Here is a 23,155-nt window from a genome sequence, read left to right as displayed (position 1 = left end):
GTCTTATAGATAAGAAACTGAATTTTATATAACTTTAATTAATCGTTTTTAAGACTTTATTGCAAGCAATGCGAAAGTCATCAAAATTTCTCCTGTTCGGAAATCCAACCAAAGCGTTCAACTTTTTGATAGTTAATTCTAATTGGCCACTCATAGATGATGGGCTCTCTTTTTGAACGCTGATTAAACAAGGATATTCCAATGGAAAAATCAGACAATAAGCATGCCATCGTCACGGTCGCGATCTGTTTTCTGATTGCCGTGATTGAAGGCTTAGATATTCAGGCAGCAGGGATTGCTGCAGCGGGTATACGTGAGCATTTTGGTCTTGATAGTTCACAATTGGGGGTGTTTTTCAGTGCAGGGATTCTAGGCTTATTGCCGGGTGCACTGGTCGGCGGTCGGTTTGCAGATCGTATTGGCCGTAAGAAAGTCCTGATCTGGTCGACAGCAATATTTGCTCTCTTTACCTTATGTACCGTATGGGTCAACAGTTTTCATAGCTTGCTGGCCGTACGTTTTCTGGCAGGCGCTGGTCTGGGTGGAGCCATGCCGATTCTGATTACTCTGGCATCTGAAGCTGTATCGCCACAAAATCGTGGTCGGGCGGTGGGATTGATGTACTGCGGTATGCCGGTTGGCGCTGCCATTTTATCTTTAGTGGCTGCAACTGAATTTGGGGCGAACTGGAAAAACGTATTCTACCTGGGTGGTTTATTACCGATTATTGCAATTCCACTCATGATGGGGTTTCTGCCGGAGTCGAAGGAATATTTAAAAGCGTAGCACAAAACGGCTACAGAGCTGGCGACAGCATCACAAGGCTCCTTCAAGGACCTGTTTAACTCGGATAACCTGTTTCGTACTGTATGTATCTGGGTGAGTTACTTCTTTACCCTGATGGTGGTGTATATCATGCTGAGCTGGTTGCCATCACTGTTTATGGAACTGGGCTTTACTCGTAAGAATGGTTCAACAGCCCAGTTCTATTTCATGGTAACTGCGACCATTGGTACCATCATTCTAGGTATGTTGACGGATCGCTGGAAGAAAGCCTATGTGATTGTATTGATGTATGGTGGCATTTTGGCAGGTTTGCTGGCATTGAATGGTGCCAGCTCACTGAACCAGATGTATATAGCAGCAGCCTTGGCCGGTGCCTTCGTTATTGGTTGTCAGGGTGTACTGTATGCTTTCGGGAGTATTGTGTATCCAACTGAAGTACGTGGTACAGGGGTAGGAGTGGCTTCTGCTGTAGGCCGTGTTGGCGCAATGCTTGGGCCTGCGATTGCAGGTCAGCTTCTGGTAGCAGGTTTTGGTGCCGCAGGGGTTATCTCGGCAGCGATTCCATGTATTCTGATCTCGGCGGTATGTATGCTGATTCTGGTCAACCGCACTAAAGTTTGATCAGCCCCCTATTGAAAAGCCTGCACATGCAGGCTTTTTTATGCTCATTTTGACTGGATAAAACCAAGGGATTGATTACATATTTAAATCATTGCCAGCAGCAGTTTTTTCAGCATCGGCCGTTATTTTATTTTAGTAAAGAGAGTAAAAAAAATCTTTCGTTTTGGGCTATGCTTGGGTGCAAATTCAGTTTTTAAGGAATAAAAATAATGCACAATGCAGCTTTGATCGTGGTGGATGTACAGCGAGGATTTACACCGGGAGGCAATCTGGCGGTTGCACATGCAGATCAGATTATTCCAAATATCAATCGATTGGGACAGTATTTTGACAATATTGTCCTGACCCAAGACTGGCACCCGGCAGATCATGTTTCTTTTGCGAGCAATCATTTTGGCAAAGCGGTTTATCAGACCATTCAGCTGGACTATGGTCCTCAGGTACTCTGGCCAAGTCATTGTGTGCAGGGTACTCCAGATGCGGAGCTGCATCCAGATTTACATCTGCCTCAAGCCCAACTGATTATCCGCAAAGGATTTCATCCCCAGATCGACAGCTATTCTGCCTTTTTAGAAGCGGATCAAAAAACCACTACAGGTCTGGCGGGTTATTTGCGCGAACGTCATATTGATACGGTTTTTATCGTCGGGATTGCGACAGATTTTTGTGTGGCCTGGACCGCGATGGATGCCCGCAAGCTGGGGTTTAATGCCTATGTGATTGCTGATGCAACCAAGGGTATTGATCTGAACGGTTCCTTGCAACATGCCTGGCAGGACATGCTGGCACAGGGCGTTAAACGGATTTATCTAAAAGATATACTGGATGCTGCCTGATTTTGGCTGTATAGAAGTAGCCTGGGAATCTGTATAGACTGCCTGTAATGTCGAGGTATCAAGCGATACCTTTTCTCTTTGTTATTGATGGGATTAGCCCATGTCAGCACTGCTCCAATTTAGCCAGTTTGTCCAAAAAACCTTTGCTTTGTGGGTCATCCTGTTTTCAGCGATTGCCTTGATGCTGCCTGATCTCTTTGTCTGGTTACGTGCCTATATTCCGTGGATGTTGGGGCTGATCATGTTTGGTATGGGCATGACCATGACCTTGGGCGATTTTAAAAGCGTCTTGCAGAGTCCGAAGGCTGTGGCGATTGGCGTTGTGGCCCAGTTTCTGGTAATGCCCGGGCTGGCTTTTTTGCTCTGTCAGTTGTTCCGGCTTCCTGCTGAAATTGCAGTCGGTGTGATTCTGGTCGGCTGCTGTCCGGGAGGAACGGCCTCGAATGTCATTACCTATATGGCCCGAGGCAACACGGCCCTGTCGGTGGCTTGTACCTCAGTTTCAACCTTATTGGCACCAATTCTGACACCGATCATGTTTTATCTGCTGGCAAGTCAATGGATTGAGATCAATGCCTGGTCGATGCTGATCTCAATTTTGCAGGTGGTGTTATTTCCAATTTTCTTGGGCTTGATGGTTCGGGCAGTGTTAAAGACCAGGGTCGAAGCCTATATTCAGGTTATGCCACTGGTTTCAGTACTGGCGATTGTGGCGATTGTGGCTGCAATTATTGCGGGTAGTAAAACCCAGATTTTGGAATCCGGCTTGATGATTTTAGGAATTGTGGCCTTACATAACGGACTGGGCTATTTACTGGGTTATTGGGCCAGCCGCCTGTTTAAGCTGGCAGAAATAGACTGTCGCGCCGTTGCCGTTGAAGTGGGTATGCAAAATTCCGGGCTGGGCGTGGCTTTGGCTGCTACTCATTTTGCAGCGTCTCCGGTCACTGCTGTACCGAGTGCTATTTTCAGTTTATGGCACAATATTTCTGGACCGGCTCTGGCGACTTACTGGGCGTCAAGACAGGCTGAAACAACCCCCCATAAGCTGGACTAGATGAACGTCATCCTTTCAAGAAGCCTGAGTTTCTGATAAGTATTTATTCCCATTAAAAAAGCCGTATATACAACGCTATACGGCTTTTCTTAGGAAGTATTTCAGTCGCTATTATGATGCTTTGGACTGCTTGGATTTTAGAATTTCAGTCCTGAACGTTTGGGCCAGCTCGGCTGTTTCAGCATCCATGCCATTGACTACAAAAGCATGACGGGTCAGTACATTGGTTGGATTAGGCATGCTGACCAGTTCAAAATGATCTGAGATATTTTTCAGTAAGCTATTTGGAACATGCAGGGCGCTTTCTTTGGCCATCAGTTGCTGGACCAGACGTTCTGCTGCCTGTACCGAATTCAACTGCATTTCCTCCACAGTTGATGAAATGGCACTACGGGTTTGCAGGACAAAACGCTTTTCTTCACGGTAACGTTTATACAAGACCTCCGAAAGCAGCTGAAATACAGCACTGATCATGGTCAGGCAACCCAAGGCATCCGGTTTGTCTGCTGCAATACTGATGGTTGCGCCTTTTTCATTAAATTTCTGTACGGTAGAAATATCCTGACTGTTCAGCTTGTAATGTTGTACACAGAGCTCAGTGGCCTTGTTCAGGAAAATCTGGCACAGATTGAAATAAGGCACAGACACAGTTTTATTGACGCTATCCAGTAACTGTTTTGGATCATAGAACTGGATGTTCAAAGACAGACTGTCATGATCCAGCACCACCGCCGGTTGCTCTTTTTCTTTGGGTTTGTGTTTAAGAGCCTGCTGAGCCTGGGCAATCGCCAAAGCGGCATTGTGCTTTTCCTGCTCCAGTGCCTGGGTCAGGCTCTGGATTTCAAACTTGAGGCGGGATTCATTGTTGATGCGCGCCAGATATTCGGTCCGGCTTGGACGCGCTACTGCACGATAAGCTACCCAGAGCAGGCCATGAATGACAAAAGAGAACAGGATCGCCAGCCATTGGGTACGGAGGATTTCCCCAATACTTGGCTCAATCAGGGTGATTTCAATGACCCCTACTTTTTTCTCGTTTTGCAGGGCATCACGAACAAAAACTTCACCCTCACGAGTTTTAGTCAGTCCGCCAGTGGCCAGAACCTGACCATTCGCATCTAGGATACGGATAGAGGTTACACTGGGGTTGGTGGCATAGCGATTGGCCAGAAGCGCCAAGGAAACACGGTTGGCGGGTTCAAGCTCTGCCAGGCTGTCAGTGACCAGCTGACTGGTCATCAGCTGCCCTTGACTGGCCCGGTTGTCATTCAGTTGGTGAGTGGTTGCCAATACCAGTAAAAAGGTATGTAAAGCAAAACTTACAATCAGTAGGCTAGCAAATAGCCCTTGTCTAGGCGCATTCAACTTAAACTTCCAAGGCAATTCTGTTCAATTTCGATTATGATTCTAACAATTGTTGTCGCTCAGATCAGACCCGAGTCAATTCATGCAAGAAATCATTCTTATATCATTTTTAGGACCCGACCAGCCTAATCAATTTACACGATTAATGCAGGTTTTGTCCGCCCATTCCTTACAAATTTTAGATGTAGGACAAGCGGTCATTCATAATCAACTGACCTTAGGAATTGTGGTCTCGTCTAATGACCAGACTGCAACAGCATTAGCCATGAAGGAAATCCTGATTCTAGCACATGATATCGGGTTAACAGTGCGCTTTAAACCGATCTCTACTGCTGAATATGGGCAATGGGTGAAAGAAGGTGGACGCACACGTTATATCGTAACGGCATTGGCTCCGGAATTAAATGCCTCTCATCTTCAGGCTGTGACCCATATTGTATCCAGTCAGGGCTTTAATATTGAAACGGTCACACGTCTTTCCGGCCGTCCCGCGCTGGATGGCTCCAGTAAAGGTCCAAAACGTGCCTGTATCCAGTTCGGTTTAAGTGGGCAGATGCTGGATGCTGCGGCCATGCGTGCAGCCTGCCTGAGCCTGTCGAATGAACTGAATGTGGATGTTGCGGTACAGGAAGATAATGCTTATCGCCGTAACCGCCGTCTGGTCTGCTTTGATATGGACTCGACCCTGATTGAACAGGAAGTCATTGATGAACTGGCGATTGAAGCCGGTGTTGGCACCCAGGTTGCAGAAATTACCGAACGTGCCATGCAGGGCGAGCTGGACTTCCAGCAAAGTTTCCGCGCCCGTGTTGCCCTGCTAGAAGGCATGGATGCAGCAGTATTGCCGAAAATTGCCGAACGCCTGACAGTCACGGAAGGCGCAGTACGCCTGATTTCAACCTTGAAAGCTTTGGGTTATCGCACGGCTATTCTGTCGGGTGGTTTTCAGTATTTTGCAGAATATCTGCAAGCCAAGCTGGGGATTGATGAAGTACATGCCAACTGTCTGGATGTTCGGGATGGCAAGGTTACCGGTGAAGTCAAAGGCCATATTGTAGATGGTGCCCGTAAAGCACTGCTATTAAAGCAGATTGCAGATGAAATGGGGATTTCTTTAGAGCAGACCATTGCGGTGGGTGATGGGGCCAATGACTTGCCAATGTTGTCGATTGCAGGTCTTGGCGTGGCTTTCCGTGCTAAGCCCCTTGTTCGCCAGAATGCGACACAGGCCATTTCTAGTGTCGGTCTGGACGGTGTGCTGTATTTACTCGGCATGCACGATAAAGATCTGAACCGTGCTTAAATAATTTTATTAAGCAACGCGGCCTTAGGGCCGCGTTTTGCATTTCTGCGCGGGGGCTTTTTTTCCGCTTTTTGCACCTGACGCATAGAAAAACAGCAATCCGCTGAAACGGAAAAAATAATTTTTTAAGCCAAGCACAGCCCCGATGATTTTGTAATGACACGCCAACATTGGCACAGTCATTGATCCACAAAAACGATGGAAATAAAAAATGTAATGACAAAAGAATATCGCGACAAAGTATGTCGTAAAGTCGAAGAATGGGACTTTTCTTATGCTAAAAACTCATCATAATGCTGACATAGAAATTCAAATCAATATATTCCACTTGATGGACTTAACAGAATTCAATGCTTAGAAGTGTGAGCTGGTCAACGTATACATTATCTTGTTGGATGGAGGGGTTTTTATGGTAACAGCGAATCTGGCAACGATTGTAGGCTTGAGTTTAGTCGCTGCAGCTGTGCTTGCTGTGTTCTTCTCGCCTTATCGTCGCTGGTTAAGTTTTATGGCTGCGGGCATGCTGACCTGGGGTCTGATCGAAATGATTCGCAGCGGGACACAAGCCCTGTTTGAACTCCCGATGACCTATAGCTACCTGACTGCACTGACGATTGTCATGGCCATTGTCACCCTCTTGCTGTTGCGGGAGGACCGCCGTGCAGAACGTGCGCTGGCTAAACGCCGCTATATCGAACATACGCCGGTGTATGAAGATGACCAGCAGCAGTTATCCAGTCGTTAAGTCGCCAGAAAGACACAGAAAAATGCACCGCTGGGTGCATTTTTTTATCACTAGGAACGTAAAACCTCGTGGTTCAGCACGAGAATATAAGCGACTGGCTTAAGCCATACGACATGGGATGTCGTATCAAATATCCCTACTGTTTTCTACTTAAAATATTGTGATTAAAATAAGCACATGAAAACACTTAAACTTCGCATTAAAGACCAACACGCAAAGGTGCTGATTCAATTAGCATCTGAGGTGAACTTTGTTTGGAATTATGTGAATGATTTAAGTTTTAAGCACCTAAAAAGAACAGATGAATTTCTATCTGCATTTGATATTGCCCAATACACCAAAGGCGCATCTAAAGAGTGCGGTTTGCACAGCCAAACTATTCAGGCTGTCACCGAAGAATTAGTCACCCGAAGAAAGCAGTTCAAGAAAGCAAAACTTAAATGGCGTGTGAGTAACAAGAAATCTGCAAGAAGATCACTTGGATGGATACCGTTTAAGAAAGTAGCGATCAAATACGCTGATGGATATGTTCAATATGGTAAACATCAATTCAAAATTTGGGATAGCTATGAGTTAAGCAAATACAGCGTTAGAACAGGCTCATTTGTTGAAGATAGTCGTGGGCGTTGGTATGTGTGCCTTGTGGTGGATTCACTGAAGCAAAATAAACCGACAGTCAGCAAAGCCATAGGCATTGATCTTGGTTTAAAAGGTATTGCTACGTGTTCAGATGGTACAGTGATTTCAAACCCTAAATTTTATCGAAAATATGAGCAGAAACTAGGTATTGCTCAACGAGCAAAGAATAAAAAGCGTGTACGTGCATTACATGCAAAGATTGCAAATTGTCGTAAAGACCATTTGCACAAGGCAAGCACCATGCTTGTTAAAGAAAATGCGCTGATTGTAATTGGCGGTCTGAGTGCTAAGAAACTTATAAAAACTAAAATGGCGAAATCTGTTTTAGACACAGGATTTTCAGCACTAAAAACAATGCTCAAGTATAAATGCGAGAACGCAGGCGTATTGTTTGAGGAAGTCAATGAAAGTTTCACCTCCCAAATTTGTTCGTGTTGCGGTGAGATCACCGCAGGTAGTCCGAAAGGTAGGATAGATTTGCGAATAAGAGAATGGCAATGCAGTAATAAAAAATGTCTCAGTCTAAATGATCGGGACATTAATGCTGCAAAGAACATTCTTGCGCTTGGGCATAAGCGTCTAGCTGTAGGAATCTCCCTCTTTTAAGGCGGAGAGGATGTCAAGTTAGAAATATGATACAAAGTCATTCCTCAGCCTGGCTTCGATGTATGCTAGGATATTTTTCAATTTTCATACAATTAAAATAGGCATAACTCCATGAAACTGTCCTCCATTCCTGTGCTCAAATTTCCTCTGGTCGATCTCAGTACAGATCCCCTGGATTTGCTGGTTGCCGGTCTTGCGCTACGTATGAAGCAGTTGGCCCGTACCAGCCCGAAATTTATTGAACTGGTCCATGAGCGTCAATTCCGTATCCAGATTGGCACAGATGAAGGGTTTGCACGTCAGATCATTGTGAATAATGGTCAGATTGATACAGTTTCAGGTGATGCAGAAAAGGCGGATTTTGTTCTGCAATTTGCTGACAGCGAGCAGGGGGTTAAAACCTTGATGAAAGGTGATCCTACTGCCTTTATGACCGGCATGCAAAGCGGTACCATCAAGATGGAAGGTGATTTTAGTTTGTTGGTCTGGTTTAACCAGGTTGCGAAAATGATTCCACCAAAACTGCCAAAGCCTGTTAAAGAAAAAGTGAAAATGGCACGTCAGTTTATTAAAGAGAAAACTGGTAAATAAGATTTAAAAATTTCTAAAAAACAGGAAATGCTGGCCGATTTAAAAATGGCTGGCATTTTTTATGGCGTTGAAAAATATTGAAGATGGCTAAGGTTTATTGGCAACCATTTGAGACCGAATAAGCAAAAATAGTTCTACGGTCTATATATGGGTTGCTGATATTAAAAGAAATTTTGCTGAGAAGCAAAGCTTCGTCCCCTAGTGTGGAAGAGATCAAAGTAATCAAGCGCGATCCTGAAACAGAGTTTCTCAAGGAAAAACATTAAGAACAATAGATCAGGATAACCAAGTTGATAATGATCTATCCATAGCCGGGGTAACTGCGAGTTCTTTCTTTATGCTGCACATTATTCAACTTCTAAATTAAAGGTCACTGGTCCGTCATTGACCAGATGCACTTTCATGTCTGCCGCAAAAATACCGGTTTGTACATTGTCAAACTGGCTTTGGGCATATTCTACCAGTTGCTCATACAAAACTTTTGCTTCAGTCGGCGGCATGGCCGGACCAAAATCCGGACGCAAACCTTTCTGGGTTTGAGCCATCAAGGTAAATTGAGATACCAGAAGTAAACCACCTTTGGCCTGACTGATATTCCAGCCCATTTTGCCTTGTTCATCATCAAAAAAACGGTATTTCAATATTTTATCAATCAGCTTTTTGCCTTTTTCCAGATTGTCGTTTTTACCTATACCCAGAAAAACCAGAATACCTTGTTCAATTTCACCTGTGATTTTCCCCTCAACCACGACTTTGGCTTCCAGAACCCGTTGCAATAAAGCGCGCATTTCACCTATAAACCGATAACTATATGAAGTGAGGTGATTGTAGCAAGAATGGCCTCTATGAAAATCTCCATTCTGAGTTTTAAACTCTTTAATTGTATGCTCGCTTTTGACTTTACCTTGTTGTCTGGAAGCCTTGTTTAAAATGGAATTTGCGATTGTTAGGCAGCTGCGTCAAGTCGACTATAATGCTCAAACTGAACAACCGGGAGCAAAAGCTGCGGCTGAATCTGCCAAAGGAATTGGTCAGCAACAGCAGTTGCAGAGCGTCATTCAGCAACAGGAGACAGTACAGAACGGCGCTGGATAACTGCTGCCGAGCCATTTTATTTTGTTAAACTTTTGTCGATAATTCAGCTAGCTGTACGTAAATCCTGCAATCTTGCCTAAATATTTATGCTTTAATGCAGAAAAGCACAGCGATATTTCTCTTCATTATGGCGCCAATCATCCAATCTTTGTTAGATACTGACTTGTACAAATTCACGATGCTACAAGTGGTATTGCACAAGTTTCCCCAAACTCATAGTGTCTATCATTTCCGTTGTCGTAATCTGGAAGAGACGGTATATCCACTGACGGATATTCTGGATGATCTGAATCATCAACTGGATTTGCTGTGTCAGCTTAAATTTAAAGAAGATGAGCTGCAATATCTCCGTGGCCTGCGTTTTATCAAAAGTGACTTTGTTGACTATCTGGAACTGTTCCAGCTGAAACGCCGTTTTATTCAGGCCAGCATTGACAGTCAGGGCCGTCTGGACATTATTGTAGAAGGTCCGATGGTACAGGCGATGATGTTTGAAATCTTCGTACTGGCCATTGTCAACGAACTGTATTTCAGCCGTATTCGTAGCGCTGAGGTGCTGGCCGAAGGTGAACGTCGCTTAACCGCCAAAATTGAACTGTTAAAACAGTGCGATGCTGCACAGGACCCAAATGATCCACCATTTTTGGTCTCGGATTTTGGTACGCGTCGTCGTTATAGTTTTGCCTGGCAAAAGCATGTGGTCGAAGAATTTAATAAGGCTGCGCCGCATGTATTCCGTGGCACCAGTAATGTGCTGCTGGCCAAAGAACTCGGCATTACCCCGATTGGCACCATGGCGCATGAATTCCTGCAAGCCTTTCAGGCGCTGGACGTACGTCTGCGTGACTTCCAGAAAGCGGCGCTTGAAACCTGGGTACAGGAATATCGTGGTGACCTGGGCATTGCTTTAACCGATGTGGTCGGCATGGATGCGTTCCTGCGTGATTTTGATCTGTACTTTGCCAAATTATTTGATGGCCTGCGTCATGACAGTGGCGATCCCTATGAATGGGGCGATAAAGCGTATGCGCATTATAAGCAGCTTAAAATTGACAGTAAAACCAAGATGCTGACCTTTAGTGATGGTCTGAATCTGGAAAAAGCCTGGAAATTGCACCAGTACTTTAAGAACCGTTTTCAGGTCAGTTTTGGAATCGGGACGAACTTGACCAATGATATGGGGCAGACACCCTTGAATATTGTGCTGAAGCTGGTGGAGTGTAATCGTCAGTCTGTGGCTAAAATTTCTGACAGTCCGGGCAAGACCATGACCGATAACGATACTTTTCTGGCTTATTTGCGCCAGGTCTTTGATATTGCAGAACCTGCTTAAGATTTTCTACAACCGTTTGAACCCAGACGGTTTTTTATTGGGGTGCTTTGCCTGAACTGTAGCTTATTTAAAATGATGCTAAGGATCTTTAGAAAAACCACATTAGTGAAAAAGTGAGCTGTGTTAAGATCACAGAGATTTGATCAATTCTATTGATGATAACCATGACAGCTTCCGCATTTAATTTTGGCCTGCTGATTGAGGCTGAAGATTTAGTTCCACATCTGGGTAATGAAAAACTTCGTATTGTCGATTTGAGCCGGGCTTCGGTATATGAACAATTACATATTCCGCATGCTTTGCACTTGCTGCCTAAACTTCTGCTGCGCCAGGAAGAAAATGCGATGGGCTTGTTGCCAGATCTGGAAGGTTTGAAAGCATTGATCGGTTATCTGAATATCTCTCCAGAGCATCATGTGGTGGCTTATGATGATGAAGGCGGTGCTTGGGCAGGTCGTCTGCTGTGGGATTTGCATTGTCTGGGCTTTGAAAATACCAGTCTGCTCAATGGCGGAATTCATGCCTGGCTGGGGGCTGGCTTACCGACTTCTTCTAGGCAGGAACAATTTCTCACAGTTGAGCATTTGCTTCCGGTTCAGCTGGGAAATAAGCCTGATTTTCAGATTGGCTATCAAGATTTAAGACAACTGGTTGAAAATAAAAAGATTCAGATCTGGGATTGCCGTACAGAAGATGAATATACTGGCTTGCGTCTGGCTGCACGACGCGGCGGTCACATTCCGGGAGCACGTCATTTTGAATGGAGTACTGCCCTTAACCGTGAAAATCATTTAAAATTACATCCCTTACCACGTACCCGACAGCGTCTGGAACAACTCGGCTTTGATCTGGATCAGCCGGTTGTGGTGTATTGTCAGTCACATCATCGTTCAGGTTTGGCGTATATTCTGGGCCGTTTACTGGGCTGGAAAATCCAAGTCTATGATGGTGCGTGGAGTGAATGGGGCAACCGCCTCGATAGTCCAATCGCTACAGGGGAGGTGCTGTCTTGAGCATCACATCGCGTTTAAAGCAACAATTATTTATTAAGGCACAAGGTCTGGTGCCGCAGCATCGTCTGTCTCGCGTGGTGGGTAAAATTGCCGCCAGTGAAAACCCGATTGTGAAAAATGCCGCGATTGCGGCGTTCAAGGCACAATATGGCATTGATATGAGTATTGCAGAGCAAGCCAATGCCTTGAAATATAAATCTTTTAATGAATTTTTTACCCGTGGCCTAAAAGCAGGTATTCGCGCCGTAGATACCGATACTCGCAGTATTGTATCGCCTGCGGATGGGGCCATTTCCCAATTGGGCAAAATCGAAAATGGCGATGTGTTTCAGGCCAAAGGCCAGAAATATACCGTCGAAACCCTGATCGCTGATCCGCAACTGGCAGGACCATTTAAGGATGGTCAATTTGCTACTGTATATCTGTCACCGCGCGATTATCACCGTGTGCACATGCCATTTGCTGGAACTCTAACTGAAACCTTATATGTCCCCGGCGAGCTGTTCTCAGTCAATCAGGTGACTGCGGAAAATATTCCGGGACTGTTTGCCCGTAATGAACGCATGGTTTGCCTGTTCGATACCGAAGTGGGCCGGATGGCAGTGGTGCTTGTTGGTGCCATGATTGTGGCGGGTATTGAAACGGTGGCGACCGGTAAAGTGAAACCTTCCGGCCGCATTGAGCTGAACCAGCATAACCTGTTTCTGGAAAAAGGCGCTGAACTGGGACGTTTCTATCTTGGCTCAACAGCGATTATCCTGTTTGAAGAAAACAAAATGCAGTGGGATGCCGCCTTTAAAGCTAATTCATTGGTGAAAATGGGTGAAAAATTAGGCCATTTACTTTAATTTTTAACCCATAAGGCTAAAATGAACCCTCATTAAAAACAGATGTATTCAGCTATGAAATGCATCAATTATAAGTTTAGAGGGTTCAGCTAGAGGGAAGTTGATTTTATTTGTCTTGGCTTGAATCTTGAGGTAGAGACTTAAGTACCGCAACACCATGAACATTTTTTGATGTAATGCCGAAATAGATTTTTATATAATTGAAGTCAGTATAACCCACCCTCAGTACTTTTCTCCCGACTGGCTAAGTTTTTCAATCCACGATGTCTTTTCATTTGAAAATAAGGGCAAATAACCAGCTCGGTGGAATTAATAAAACGAATCCCTGTATCTGCCTTGACTGGATGGAAAAAATAACTCAAATCTCATAAGTAGTGTGGCATGATTTTGATAACGGGGGAGAGCTTAACAGTTTGAGAAAAGTGGCGTTTCAGAATAGAACAATCATGGGCGAATAAAAAGACTTAGCTTGAAAAGTTCGGGTCAGGTATTAGGGCGACCACGGGGTATTTCACTGCAAATGCCGAGCTAAGATATACCTCATAGTCTTAAGGTGAATAAAAAATCCCAGTCACGACCGACTGGGTGTTTTGATAGATTTATCAGCTTGCATACTGACTCTTTGCTCATTGTTCGACAGGTTTATGCAGTTTTTCTTTACCCTGCTCCCTAAACTATTTTTATATTTGCCACCTCTTACCCTCTCTTATAAGTCTCTTGCATTCTTTTCATTGATTTTTATACGATCAATCTTAGTGTTAGGGACGAGTTTTGCTATAGTAAGAATAATTTTAAATTTAACATCAGGACTAGGTTATGTCAGCGACACCACGCATTGGGATTTTAGGTGCAGGCGGCCGTATGGGACGCATTCTTATTCAGGCGGTTAATGAAGCCGGCTATCAACTGGCCGCTGCCGTAGAACGCCCTGAAAGCTCGCTGATCGGTGCGGATGCCGGTGAACTGGCGGGTGTGGGCCGCCTGGGCATCAAAGTCGTAGGCAATCTTGAAGAGGTCGTCCAGAACTGTGACGTCGTGATTGACTTTACTGCGCCTGCGGCCACAGTCCAGCATTTAAAAATTTGCCGTGAACATGGTGTAGCCATCGTGATTGGCACGACCGGGATGAATGACGAGCAAAAAGCCTACTTAGATGCATCGGCACAAGAGACACCGGTGGTATATGCAGCCAACTATTCAGTCGGTGTAAACGTTTCTATTAAACTCCTTGAGCTGGCGTCCAAGGTTTTTGGGGATAGCGTAGATATCGAAGTTATTGAAGCGCATCATCGTCATAAAGTCGATGCACCGTCAGGTACGGCCTTGATGATGGGTGAAGCGATTGCAGATGCTTTAGGCCGCGATCTGAAAAAAGATGCGGTTTATCATCGTGAAGGACATACGGGTCCGCGTGAACGTCAAAGTATTGGTTTCCAGACTATTCGTGGCGGTGATATTGTTGGTGAACATACCGCCATGTTTATTGGCGAAGGGGAACGTGTAGAAATTACCCACAAAGCCACCAACCGTATGAACTTTGCTTCAGGGGCGGTACGTGCAGCAGCATGGGTCGTGGGTCGTGAAGCACGCAAATATGATATGAAAGATGTGCTGGGTTTTAACGATATAAAGGTTTAAAAATCCGTCAAAATCATTTATAAAAAGATTAAAACTAAAATAAGATGAATCCTACAATGCAAAAAATGATATTGATGTGCTGTGCTATGGCATTCATTGCCATGGCACAGGCAAAATCTATAGACAATGCCAAACTCTCCATTCATAAAAACAATATCAAGGTCTGGACTTATCAAGATGAACGTCACCCGGTCTTTTTGTATAAAGCTGAAACCTCCTATGATGTACCGATTGAGAAAGCAGTTTCCCTGATTCTGGATGTCGAGCAGGCAGTAAAATGGGTTCCCTATATGGGCAGTATCAAGCTCTTGTCACGCGACAACATCAAAGGTGATTTTACCTTGTATATGGTGCTGGATTTTCCCTTTCCTCTCAAAGACCGCGACCTGGTGGTACAGGGCAAAATGATCAAGAATGCCAATGGTCAGATCACCATCAGGAATAAGGCGATTTCAACAGGCTATGCCCTAAATCCAAACTATGTTCGTTTAACTGATTATCAGGGCGACTGGACTTTCCAGAAGCTAGACAATCATAAAGTCAAGGTTTCAACTTATGGCTATGCCAATCCGGAAGGTTCCATTCCTCTGACTTTCGTGAATATGTTTGTCCAGCAGCAGCCTTATCAGATGCTACACAAGATGAAAACCGAGCTTGCCAAACCTGTATCCAGCTCTGTTTTACCCGAAGCTTTGCGTTAAACAGGCCATAAAAAAGTCTGCTTGAAGCAGGCTTTAGATAGAAGAGTTGAATCTCATTCTGAAATAAATTGATAGCTTAGAGAACTGGTATATGGAACACCCAGCCAGCCCCAGAGTGAGCATATCCAACGGGGATGTTGTATTGCCCTTGAATATGATGATCCTTATGTAATGAAGAGGTGATGGATCATTTTCGCCGAAGAGTGAAATTGAACTAAATTGCTCTCCACTCAAGTGCGAGGCCTGCTGGAATATACCACTGCTGTCACAATCCGCTTTGGCGAGTGATATGATTCCAGTCTGTATGTCAGATGACTCTGTCGTGGCCTATTGCGCTAAATAATTAGAAATCGGCCTTGATTACAATCCGGTAACGTGCCTGACCAGAATGCAGGCGTTCGATTGCAGCATTAATTTCTGACATCGGGAAAAGTTCAATCTGGGGGGCAATATTTTTACGTGCAGCGAACTGGAGCAACTGACGCAAGGCCGCCGGAGAGCCTGTTGGTGAACCGGTAACGGATTTAGCCCCCCCAATCAGGGAACTGGCAGAAATCTGCATCGGCTCCAAAGGCAGACCCAGCATATGCAGAGTGCCATTAGGTGCCAGTGTCGCCAAGTAAGCCTTCCAGTCTAAGGGCACATTGACCGTACTGAGCAGCAAATCGAATTTACCTCGCAGCGCTTTAATGGCGGCAGGATCACGGTTATTGACTACATGATCGGCGCCCATGGCATGCAGCTCTTCTATTTTATCCAGGCTGGAAGTAAAGGCCGTAATCTCACAGCCCCAGGCTTTGAGCAGCTTGATTGCCATATGCCCCAAACCGCCGATACCAATCACCCCCACATGATGAAGGGCCTGAATCTGATGCTTGAGCATCGGGTCAAAGACCGTAATACCGCCGCAGAGCAGCGGGCCGGCACTTTCCGGGTCCAGATCCTGCGGAAGCGGAATCACCCATTGCCAGCCGGCACGTACTTTATCGGCAAAACCTCCGGCATGACCGACGATGGTCGCCACCTGTCCACCCGTACACAAGACCTGCTGGCCTGAAAGACACGGATCACAATACTGGCAGCTTTCTGAGGTCCAGCCAATGCCAACGCGCTGGCCTATTTTTAATCCTTTGGCTTCAGCACCCAGCTGACGAATGGTGCCGATGATTTCATGTCCGGCCACCACCGGATAGACGGAAGAACCCCAGTCATTATTGATCACTGAAATATCAGAGTGGCAGAGACCACAATATTCTACCTGGACTTCGACCTGATGGGGTTGCAGTTCACCGGCATCAAACTGATAAGGTTCCAGTGCGGCACCTGCAGACATGGCAGCATAGGCTTGAATGGTATTCGACATATTTTTTAGCTCTTATTGGAAGGGGAAGATAGGATTTTAAAGTCACAGTGATTTTCATGATCATTGACCATGCCGACAGCCTGCATAAAGGCATAACAAGTGGTCGGGCCGACAAATTTAAAACCTGCCTGTTTTAAGGCCTTGGACATCTGCCGGCTTTGGCTGGTCTGTGCGGGTGCTTGTCGATAATCTGGAACATCATGGTTGATTTGCGCTGGCTCGGCAAAAGACCAGAGCCAGTCCACCATATGGATGCCCTGTTGGCAGAGGCGTTGCCAGGCGCGGGCATTATCACGAATCGCGGTGAGCTTGCCGATATGCCGTATCAAGCTCGCATCTGCAAGTTTGCTCTGGAGTTGTTCCTCGGTAAACAACGCGATAGTCTGAATGGAATGTTGAAAGAAATGTTGACGATAAGCTTCACGTTTTTTGAGCACCGTGATCCAGGCCAAACCGGCCTGCTGGCCTTCCAGGCACAACATCTCAAACAGACGCTTTTCATCATACAGCGCTTGTCCCCATTCCTGATCATGGTAGGCCATGTAAAGCGGATCATTGGAACACCAGCTACAGCGTTGAAGGGTCATGCGACGCTCCTGATTTTTATAATAACGTTGCCAAATACCTGCCAAATTGCCTTTAATCCGGCTTGCTTTGGCCATGATTCAATAGGCTACACTTTAACTAAACTGCGTAAAACTTCTTTTCAGGATTAAATCATTTTGAGAACTTAAGCAATAAAATACGACTTTTTATTGCTTTCATTCCTGTCTGCTGCACTTTATTTCAGTATCCTGAATGAAATTGACAAAAAATTCTTTTATCCCCATCTTAAGGAAATGGGATATTGCTTCAATTATAAGCGTTTTTATTGATAGCCCATTGTACTTGAACAGCGCCTTAACGATGCTGTTTGCTTGGCTGAAGCACGCTATCGATAGAAGCCTCCATTTTTTGATAAATCGCTGCACAACCTCGGGAGAATAATAAAATGGCAATTTTTATAAAAAGAATTTATAGCGAAGCTTCCGCTCAGGATGGTTTAAGAGTCTTGATTGACCGATTGTGGCCACGAGGAGTAAAAAAGGAAGAGGCTAAAATTGATATCTGGGCCAAAGACCTCACCCCATCGAATGCTTTGAGAACATGGTTTCATGAAGATATGGAGCAGCATTGGGATGAGTTTCAACAGAAGTATCAGCAAGAACTAGAAAATCAAACTGCGCAGCTGGATAAAATTAGAAGTCTAGCTCAAGAAAAAGATATCACTTTAATTACTGCTGCCCAAGATAAAGAGAAAAATCATGCTCTGGTATTAAAGAAGATCCTTGAACGGCGATGAAGCAGAATATGGGAGTTTGATCAGACATAAGAACTAGAGTTCCGGGTTGAATATACTCACTTTCAGCGCGCTCTAGTCCTTGGGATTGTTAAATTCGGGTCCTATCCGTGATTTGAGGGATTGTTACAGTTTAAAGGCAGTCCACTGATCTTGCTGATTATCCCAGTAGGACAGTTCTGCCTGTGCCAGATCAGCAAACGGAATCCACATGTCTTTGCCGGCTTTGTCTGCATAGCCGGTAGTGATCAGAAGCGCTTCTTCAGTAATTTCCATGACCCAGCCCTGATAGCTTTGACCATTCAATACAATTTTTTGTTGATTGCCTGACTCAGCAAATTCGACCAGACGGTTGATCAACGCTTCTGACATGTAAATTTCCTAAAATTAACGTAAATAGGGGTAGGGATTAACCACACCACGCCCTTTGCCATTCAGATAAAGGCCATAGTGCAGATGCGGTGCGGTATGGCGAGCATTGCCACTATTACCGACATAACCGATAACATCGCCTTTTTTGACATAATCACCGACTTTCAAGCCACGTTTATGACCATCAAGATGTGCATAATAATGCCAGGTCCCGCTGGGACCCAAAATCCAGACTACTTTACCACCCAAATTGTTATTTCGTAAATCTGCAATCAACCCCGGTGTCGTGCTGCGAATTTTGGTTCCACGTGGAGCCAAAATATCAATCCCTTCATGCAGACGACCCCGACTACGAGAAGCCCCCCAAGTATCTTGGAGTTCAGATGCCCGGATTCGATCCACCGGAATTGGCAAGGAGGCGGGCAGCGGCATACCGTTCAGCTTTTGTACCAGCGCAGGATTTAGCTGTGCAGCAGAAGGGTGTTTCGGGGCACTGCTACAGGCCGCCAGAAATAACATGCTCAGCAATAGCCAGCAGAAGGCAAGGGAGTGGCGCAAGATCTTCATCCTTAAATAAGGCCAGTATGGTTTTTTCCTGCTTTAGACTATGTCATAGATTTACGGTAGAAATCAATTTTTTCATGGCGGTCGGAATACCCGCATTGATGGCCGCTTCGGGGCTCATCCAGCTACCTTGCAGCTCAAGCGACAGATGTTCCTGCTGGTCTGCTTCGACCATAAAGATGACTGCTTCAAGCTGCCAGGTGAAATGGGTAAAACTATGACTGATCCGGACTTTTTGAATGACACTTTTTAAGCCAAGCTGTTGGCAGCGCTGCTCAAGTTCATGTTCAGTTTCAATAATTGGCAGACACCAGAGTCCACCCCACAGCCCACTATGAGGACGCTGTTGCCAGAGCCATTCTGCATCTGCCTGAATCAACAGGACCTGAGCCGATCTGACAGGAACGGGTTTCTTGGCTTTTTTAAAGGGTAATTCATTTTCCAGGCCCTGCTGATGCGCCTTGCAATGCTGCTGCATCGGGCAATACAGACACAAAGGCTTTTTAGGGGTACAGATGGTTGCACCGAGATCCATAATGGCCTGAGTATAGTCATGATTCCGCTCGACAGGACAGAGCTGTTCTGCCAGTTGCCAAAGGGCACGTTCATGAACGGGTTTGGACAGATCATCTTCAATAGCAAAAAAACGTGCCAGCACCCGTTTGACATTGCCATCCATAATTACGCCGTATTGGCGTAAGCCCAAAGACATCAGGGCACCGGCGGTTGAGCGGCCGATTCCGGGCAATGCCATCCATTCTTCGAGTGTAGCGGGGAAATGTCCCTGTACCGTGACCATGCCGGCTGCCTTATGTAAATTACGGGCGCGGGCATAATAGCCTAACCCGGCCCAGTAAGGCGCGACTTCATCCCAAGACGCTGTACCCAAGTCCTGCACAGTCGGGAAGCGCTGAATAAAACGCTCAAAATATTGCAGTACGGTTTTCACCTGAGTCTGCTGAAGCATAATTTCAGAGACCCAGACCTTATAAGGATCATCTGCGGTCTGCCAAGGCAAGTCATGACGGCCATGCACATCAAACCATTCTAACAGGGCATTTGAAAATACAAACATGAAAGCAAACAAACAGGGGAAAGGAAATGGTGCCTAGTATAACTGAAGAGCGGGAGCTAAAAATTGAAAAGTCAGCGAAACTGTGCTGCTTGAAGCAAAGCAAAGCAATGAAAGGCAGAATCAAAGTGAACACTTCGCGAAGCGTTCACTTAGCAGAGATTAGGGCTTTATTTTTCAATACCCCAGCGTTCATCCAGCTTTAAGGCCTTATCTTCATAACGTGGAATAATATGAATATGCAGATGATCCACCTTTTCGTGAAAGACTTCACCATCATTAAAGCCAATATGAAAACCAGTAGGCTGGTAGCGAATTCTCAGCTCATTCCGTGCCTGTTCCAGTAAAGACATCATGGCTTTTCGTTCTTTATCGGTGACTTCAAAAAATGAAGAGACATGACGCAGTGGAATAATCACACAATGGCCTTTAGACAATGAATGCGGCTCCGGAATGACCACACTATATTCATTTTGGGCAATGACATCATATTCATCATAATTACAATAAGGGCAATGGACTTCAGTCATGATGAGTATCTCCTCTGGTCGGATTTATTTTATATTCTTCAAGCATAAGACCGGTTCCCTAATCCTGTTTTAAGCCGGGTAGGGACAGCGTTAGCAAAATAGGTATTAGCCTAGACGACGCGCAAGTAGCTCATACATGGCAGCCAGGCTTTGCTTTTCTGCTTCTGCGTTATAGCCCAGATCGACAGCATTGGCTTTGGCACGCTCATCAGCCAATGGATTGCTAAAGCCATGTTTGGCATTTTCAAACACGATCACTTCATGCACTACTTTGGCTTGCTGCATTTCATGTTTAAAGCTTGCCACATCATCCAGCGTGACCATGCTGTCCAGCTCACCATGCATGACTAAAATTTCGGCCTGAACCTGGCCTTGCTGCGCCGGTGCCTTAGGTGAAAGGTTGGCATGGAAAGTCGCAATTGCTTGGAGCGGTGCATTCGAGCGTGCCAGATCCAGCACCACTTTACCCCCATAGCAGAAGCCTATCGCAGCAAGTTTTTCTGGATTGACTTCAGCCTGTTCAGCCAGTACTTGTAAGCCAGCCGCAGCACGGTTAACAATGGTATCTGGATCTTCAAAGGTCTGCATCATCCATTCATAGGCCTGATCAGACTGGGTGGTCACTTTTTTCTCGCCGTACATATCAAGGGCCAAGGCCGCATAGCCATGTTCTGCAAGTTCGCGGGCACGCTGTTCGGTATATGCATTCCGTCCCCACCACTCGGGTGCCACAATAACGCCAGCGACAGGAATATCGGACTCAGGTGCAGCAAAATAACCAATAAGTGACTGCCCATCCTGAGCAGTATAGTGAATTTCGCGAGTCTTGATGGTGGCCATACTCAGCTCCTTTATTCTTGTGAAGTACATTGATTAAAGCATAAAAATAGCAAAACTAATGTGAAGATGACATGAAAACAGCAGATTAATTCATGGCTACGCTTAACAAAGGGAAAGGCCCAATCATGCAAACTCGGCCTTTTCATTTTTTAAGTACAGACGTTTTTATTTAATGACTTCAATCAGTTCAATATCAAAAATCAGGGTGCTATTTGGTTCGATAACATCTCCTGAACCTACTTGTCCATAGGCCAGTTCCGCAGGAATAAAGAAGCGGTATTTGGCACCTTCTTTCATGAGCTGTAGCCCTTCAGTCCAGCCGGTAATAACTTGTGTCGTTCGAAATACCACAGGCTGGGTGCGGGCAATCGAGCTGTCAAACACCGTACCATTCAGTAAACGGCCTTCATAATGCACCCGGACATTGCTGTTGGCAGTCGGTGACTTGCCTTTGCCTTCCTGTAGCACTACATATTGCAGCCCGGATTTGGTGGTTTTCACTCCGGGTTTTTTCGCATTTTCTTTTAAAAAAGCCTGACCTATCTTGGCATTTTCATCTGCCTGCTGTTTTAGCTGAATCAGCTCTTTGGCCTCGCTCTGGCGTTTGAACTGGCTGAGTACTCGTGCCATCTCTTCATCGCTGATACTGGCATTCTGGCCAGCCGCCGCCGCTTTTAATCCCTGGCTAAACGCATCTAGATCAATCCCTTGCAAGGCGTCAATATTGCTACGTCCAATCAGATAGCCAAAGCTATAGCCGACCTGTTCGGCTTGGGTACTTTTTGTTGTAATTTCTTTGGCATACAGGCTACCCGAGCATAACAGCAGGGCAGCAAGGCTAAATTGTATTTTCATTCTAGTATCTCAAAAATAAGGGAGAGCCAATGCCCTCCCTGAACCGTATTATTTTACTTCGATCAGTTCAACATCAAAAATCAGGGTGCTATTCGGTGGAATGGTGCCCGGAACACCTTGTTCACCATAGCCCAGTTGTGAAGGGATATACAGGGTCGCTTTCCCGCCTTCTTTCATCAGTTGCAGGCCTTCGGTCCAGCCTGGAATCACCTGATTTAAAGGGAACTCAATAGGTTCACCACGTTCAACTGAGCTGTCAAATACCGTACCATCGACCAGTTTGCCGCTATAGTGAACTTTAACCACCGAGCTGGCTGCCGGAGATTTACCGTTACCTTCCTGAGTAACCAGATATTGCAGGCCAGAAGCAGTGGTTTTGACTCCTGGTTTTTTTGCATTTTCAGTCAGGAAAGTATCGCTAGAAGCTTGGGCTTCTTTGGCACTGTTCAGCTGTTTTTCCTGCATTTCTTTCTGGAACTGCTCATAAGCCGCTTGTAATTCTTCTTCTGTATAAGCCGGCGCAGTACGGGCATGTCCTTCACGTACGCCGGTCACAAAGCTATTAATATCAAGTTCAGGTGGCGTTTGATGGGCCACTTCATAACCGAGTGCATAGCTGATTTTGGCAACCGCAGAGGCATCTTTAGATGCTTTTGTAGTTTGGGTCGCAGGGTGTTGAGATGCATAGTAAACAGGTACTAGCGCGGCACCGCCCAGAAGAACAGCGACAGCAATCGGTAAGGCCTTACTCATGTATTATTCCAATCTAATGTTATCATTGAAGTTCATTCCATCTTAGCAGAAAATTTTAAGAAATCTTGTAGAGTGCGTGGATTTTTAGCAAGCAAATGCACCGGCTGTGTTTAAAATAAAAGATAAAAAAACCAGCAATTGCTGGTTTTTTAATTGTTTGGATTTCTTAGATTAGCATTTGAAGTGCAACACCATGTTGTTGCCATAATACCTGACTCGGACTTTTAAAGCCGAGTCTTTTTCTTGGACGATGATTCAAGCGTTGAGTAATTTCTGCAATATATGCATCC

At 45.4% G+C, this 23,155-nt stretch carries 25 protein-coding genes and 1 pseudogene; 14 read left to right on the top strand and 12 right to left on the bottom strand.

Annotated features, from left to right (window positions below; genetic code table 11):
* Nucleotides 1-201 precede the first annotated feature (201 nt).
* From mhpT to NI461_RS08490, 3 genes and pseudogenes are all read left to right on the top strand, one after another.
* Nucleotides 202-1,407 (top strand): annotated as a pseudogene (gene mhpT / locus NI461_RS08500) (3-(3-hydroxy-phenyl)propionate transporter MhpT).
* A 206-nt stretch (nucleotides 1,408-1,613) separates the two neighbouring features.
* The gene (gene pncA, locus NI461_RS08495) at nucleotides 1,614-2,243 is read left to right on the top strand and encodes a bifunctional nicotinamidase/pyrazinamidase (RefSeq protein ID WP_151204632.1); all 630 of its coding nucleotides are present in this window, start codon (nucleotides 1,614-1,616) and stop codon (nucleotides 2,241-2,243) included.
* Between the two features lie 100 nt (nucleotides 2,244-2,343).
* A complete protein-coding gene (locus NI461_RS08490) occupies nucleotides 2,344-3,300 on the top strand; it encodes a bile acid:sodium symporter family protein (RefSeq protein ID WP_151204631.1) in 957 nt (318 codons plus the stop codon).
* Nucleotides 3,301-3,411: 111 nt separating this feature from the next.
* Here NI461_RS08490 and NI461_RS08485 read toward each other — a convergent pair whose 3' ends face one another.
* Nucleotides 3,412-4,665 (bottom strand): hypothetical protein, encoded by a 1,254-nt coding sequence (locus NI461_RS08485; RefSeq protein ID WP_151204630.1) that lies wholly within the window; start codon nucleotides 4,663-4,665, stop codon nucleotides 3,412-3,414.
* 82 nt (nucleotides 4,666-4,747) lie between these two features.
* On the opposite strand from NI461_RS08485, the gene serB reads away from it, so the two are divergent.
* From serB to NI461_RS08465, 4 genes are all read left to right on the top strand, one after another.
* Entirely contained in the window at nucleotides 4,748-5,968 is a 1,221-nt protein-coding gene (gene serB / locus NI461_RS08480) for a phosphoserine phosphatase SerB (RefSeq protein WP_151206952.1), read from the top strand.
* A gap of 409 nt (nucleotides 5,969-6,377) precedes the next feature.
* Nucleotides 6,378-6,713 carry a ciprofloxacin tolerance protein AciT gene (gene aciT / locus NI461_RS08475; RefSeq protein ID WP_151205349.1) on the top strand — a complete coding sequence of 112 codons (336 nt, stop codon included), beginning with the start codon at nucleotides 6,378-6,380 and terminating at the stop codon, nucleotides 6,711-6,713.
* A gap of 177 nt (nucleotides 6,714-6,890) precedes the next feature.
* Complete coding sequence (locus NI461_RS08470) at nucleotides 6,891-7,958, top strand: transposase (RefSeq protein ID WP_253157041.1); 1,068 nt, start codon at nucleotides 6,891-6,893, stop codon at nucleotides 7,956-7,958.
* A gap of 111 nt (nucleotides 7,959-8,069) precedes the next feature.
* On the top strand, nucleotides 8,070-8,549 hold the full coding sequence (locus NI461_RS08465; protein WP_151205347.1) for an SCP2 sterol-binding domain-containing protein: 480 nt from the start codon (nucleotides 8,070-8,072) through the stop codon (nucleotides 8,547-8,549).
* A gap of 347 nt (nucleotides 8,550-8,896) precedes the next feature.
* On the opposite strand, the gene dtd is transcribed toward NI461_RS08465, so the two are convergent.
* The gene (gene dtd / locus NI461_RS08460; RefSeq protein ID WP_253157039.1) at nucleotides 8,897-9,337 is read right to left on the bottom strand and encodes a D-aminoacyl-tRNA deacylase; all 441 of its coding nucleotides are present in this window, start codon (nucleotides 9,335-9,337) and stop codon (nucleotides 8,897-8,899) included.
* A 142-nt stretch (nucleotides 9,338-9,479) separates the two neighbouring features.
* Here dtd and NI461_RS08455 point away from each other — a divergent pair, with 142 nt between their 5' ends.
* From NI461_RS08455 to asd, 4 genes are all read left to right on the top strand, one after another.
* Nucleotides 9,480-9,644, top strand: a complete 165-nt coding sequence (locus tag NI461_RS08455; protein WP_253157037.1) for a hypothetical protein — start codon at nucleotides 9,480-9,482, stop codon at nucleotides 9,642-9,644.
* Between the two features lie 127 nt (nucleotides 9,645-9,771).
* Nucleotides 9,772-10,977, top strand: a complete 1,206-nt coding sequence (gene pncB / locus NI461_RS08450; protein WP_151206949.1) for a nicotinate phosphoribosyltransferase — start codon at nucleotides 9,772-9,774, stop codon at nucleotides 10,975-10,977.
* A gap of 164 nt (nucleotides 10,978-11,141) precedes the next feature.
* Nucleotides 11,142-11,990 (top strand): sulfurtransferase, encoded by an 849-nt coding sequence (locus NI461_RS08445; RefSeq protein ID WP_253157036.1) that lies wholly within the window; start codon nucleotides 11,142-11,144, stop codon nucleotides 11,988-11,990.
* Nucleotides 11,987-12,838, top strand: a complete 852-nt coding sequence (asd, locus tag NI461_RS08440; RefSeq protein WP_151205343.1) for an archaetidylserine decarboxylase — start codon at nucleotides 11,987-11,989, stop codon at nucleotides 12,836-12,838. The genes NI461_RS08445 and asd overlap by 4 nt, the downstream gene beginning before the upstream one ends.
* Nucleotides 12,839-13,044: 206 nt before the next feature.
* Here the strand turns inward: asd and NI461_RS14290 are convergent, their stop codons facing one another.
* Entirely contained in the window at nucleotides 13,045-13,200 is a 156-nt protein-coding gene (locus tag NI461_RS14290) for a transposase (protein WP_151205342.1), read from the bottom strand.
* Between the two features lie 454 nt (nucleotides 13,201-13,654).
* On the opposite strand from NI461_RS14290, the gene dapB reads away from it, so the two are divergent.
* Both dapB and NI461_RS08430 read left to right on the top strand, forming a co-directional pair.
* Nucleotides 13,655-14,476, top strand: coding sequence for a 4-hydroxy-tetrahydrodipicolinate reductase (gene dapB / locus NI461_RS08435; protein WP_253157034.1), 822 nt, complete (start codon nucleotides 13,655-13,657; stop codon nucleotides 14,474-14,476).
* 56 nt (nucleotides 14,477-14,532) lie between these two features.
* On the top strand, nucleotides 14,533-15,177 hold the full coding sequence (locus NI461_RS08430) for a hypothetical protein (protein WP_253157032.1): 645 nt from the start codon (nucleotides 14,533-14,535) through the stop codon (nucleotides 15,175-15,177).
* 343 nt (nucleotides 15,178-15,520) lie between these two features.
* On the opposite strand, the gene NI461_RS08425 is transcribed toward NI461_RS08430, so the two are convergent.
* Together NI461_RS08425 and NI461_RS08420 are read right to left on the bottom strand one after the other, a co-directional pair.
* A complete protein-coding gene (locus NI461_RS08425) occupies nucleotides 15,521-16,540 on the bottom strand; it encodes an NAD(P)-dependent alcohol dehydrogenase (RefSeq protein ID WP_253157030.1) in 1,020 nt (339 codons plus the stop codon).
* 5 nt (nucleotides 16,541-16,545) lie between these two features.
* A complete protein-coding gene (locus NI461_RS08420) occupies nucleotides 16,546-17,127 on the bottom strand; it encodes a DNA-3-methyladenine glycosylase I (protein WP_151204313.1) in 582 nt (193 codons plus the stop codon).
* 404 nt (nucleotides 17,128-17,531) lie between these two features.
* Here NI461_RS08420 and NI461_RS08415 point away from each other — a divergent pair, with 404 nt between their 5' ends.
* The gene (locus NI461_RS08415; protein WP_253157028.1) at nucleotides 17,532-17,882 is read left to right on the top strand and encodes a DUF488 domain-containing protein; all 351 of its coding nucleotides are present in this window, start codon (nucleotides 17,532-17,534) and stop codon (nucleotides 17,880-17,882) included.
* A 123-nt stretch (nucleotides 17,883-18,005) separates the two neighbouring features.
* Here NI461_RS08415 and NI461_RS08410 read toward each other — a convergent pair whose 3' ends face one another.
* From NI461_RS08410 to NI461_RS08380, 7 genes are all read right to left on the bottom strand, one after another.
* A complete protein-coding gene (locus NI461_RS08410) occupies nucleotides 18,006-18,251 on the bottom strand; it encodes a hypothetical protein (RefSeq protein ID WP_253157027.1) in 246 nt (81 codons plus the stop codon).
* A gap of 15 nt (nucleotides 18,252-18,266) precedes the next feature.
* Entirely contained in the window at nucleotides 18,267-18,770 is a 504-nt protein-coding gene (locus NI461_RS08405; protein ID WP_253157052.1) for a M23 family metallopeptidase, read from the bottom strand.
* Nucleotides 18,771-18,861: 91 nt separating this feature from the next.
* Nucleotides 18,862-19,890 carry an A/G-specific adenine glycosylase gene (gene mutY / locus NI461_RS08400; protein ID WP_253157025.1) on the bottom strand — a complete coding sequence of 343 codons (1,029 nt, stop codon included), beginning with the start codon at nucleotides 19,888-19,890 and terminating at the stop codon, nucleotides 18,862-18,864.
* 167 nt (nucleotides 19,891-20,057) lie between these two features.
* Nucleotides 20,058-20,417 carry an HIT family protein gene (locus NI461_RS08395; protein WP_151204293.1) on the bottom strand — a complete coding sequence of 120 codons (360 nt, stop codon included), beginning with the start codon at nucleotides 20,415-20,417 and terminating at the stop codon, nucleotides 20,058-20,060.
* A gap of 105 nt (nucleotides 20,418-20,522) precedes the next feature.
* Nucleotides 20,523-21,257 carry a dienelactone hydrolase family protein gene (locus NI461_RS08390; protein ID WP_253157023.1) on the bottom strand — a complete coding sequence of 245 codons (735 nt, stop codon included), beginning with the start codon at nucleotides 21,255-21,257 and terminating at the stop codon, nucleotides 20,523-20,525.
* 165 nt (nucleotides 21,258-21,422) lie between these two features.
* Nucleotides 21,423-22,112 carry an FKBP-type peptidyl-prolyl cis-trans isomerase gene (locus NI461_RS08385; RefSeq protein ID WP_253157020.1) on the bottom strand — a complete coding sequence of 230 codons (690 nt, stop codon included), beginning with the start codon at nucleotides 22,110-22,112 and terminating at the stop codon, nucleotides 21,423-21,425.
* 48 nt (nucleotides 22,113-22,160) lie between these two features.
* Nucleotides 22,161-22,865: an FKBP-type peptidyl-prolyl cis-trans isomerase gene (locus NI461_RS08380; RefSeq protein ID WP_253157018.1), complete on the bottom strand. Its 705-nt coding sequence runs from the start codon at nucleotides 22,863-22,865 to the stop codon at nucleotides 22,161-22,163.
* Between the last annotated feature and the right edge of the window lie 290 nt (nucleotides 22,866-23,155).

Origin of the sequence: Acinetobacter sp. S4400-12 (assembly GCF_024129495.1) — a bacterium.
Classification (GTDB): Bacteria; Pseudomonadota; Gammaproteobacteria; order Pseudomonadales; family Moraxellaceae; genus Acinetobacter; species Acinetobacter lwoffii_C.
This window is presented reverse-complemented; position numbering and strand designations above follow the sequence as displayed.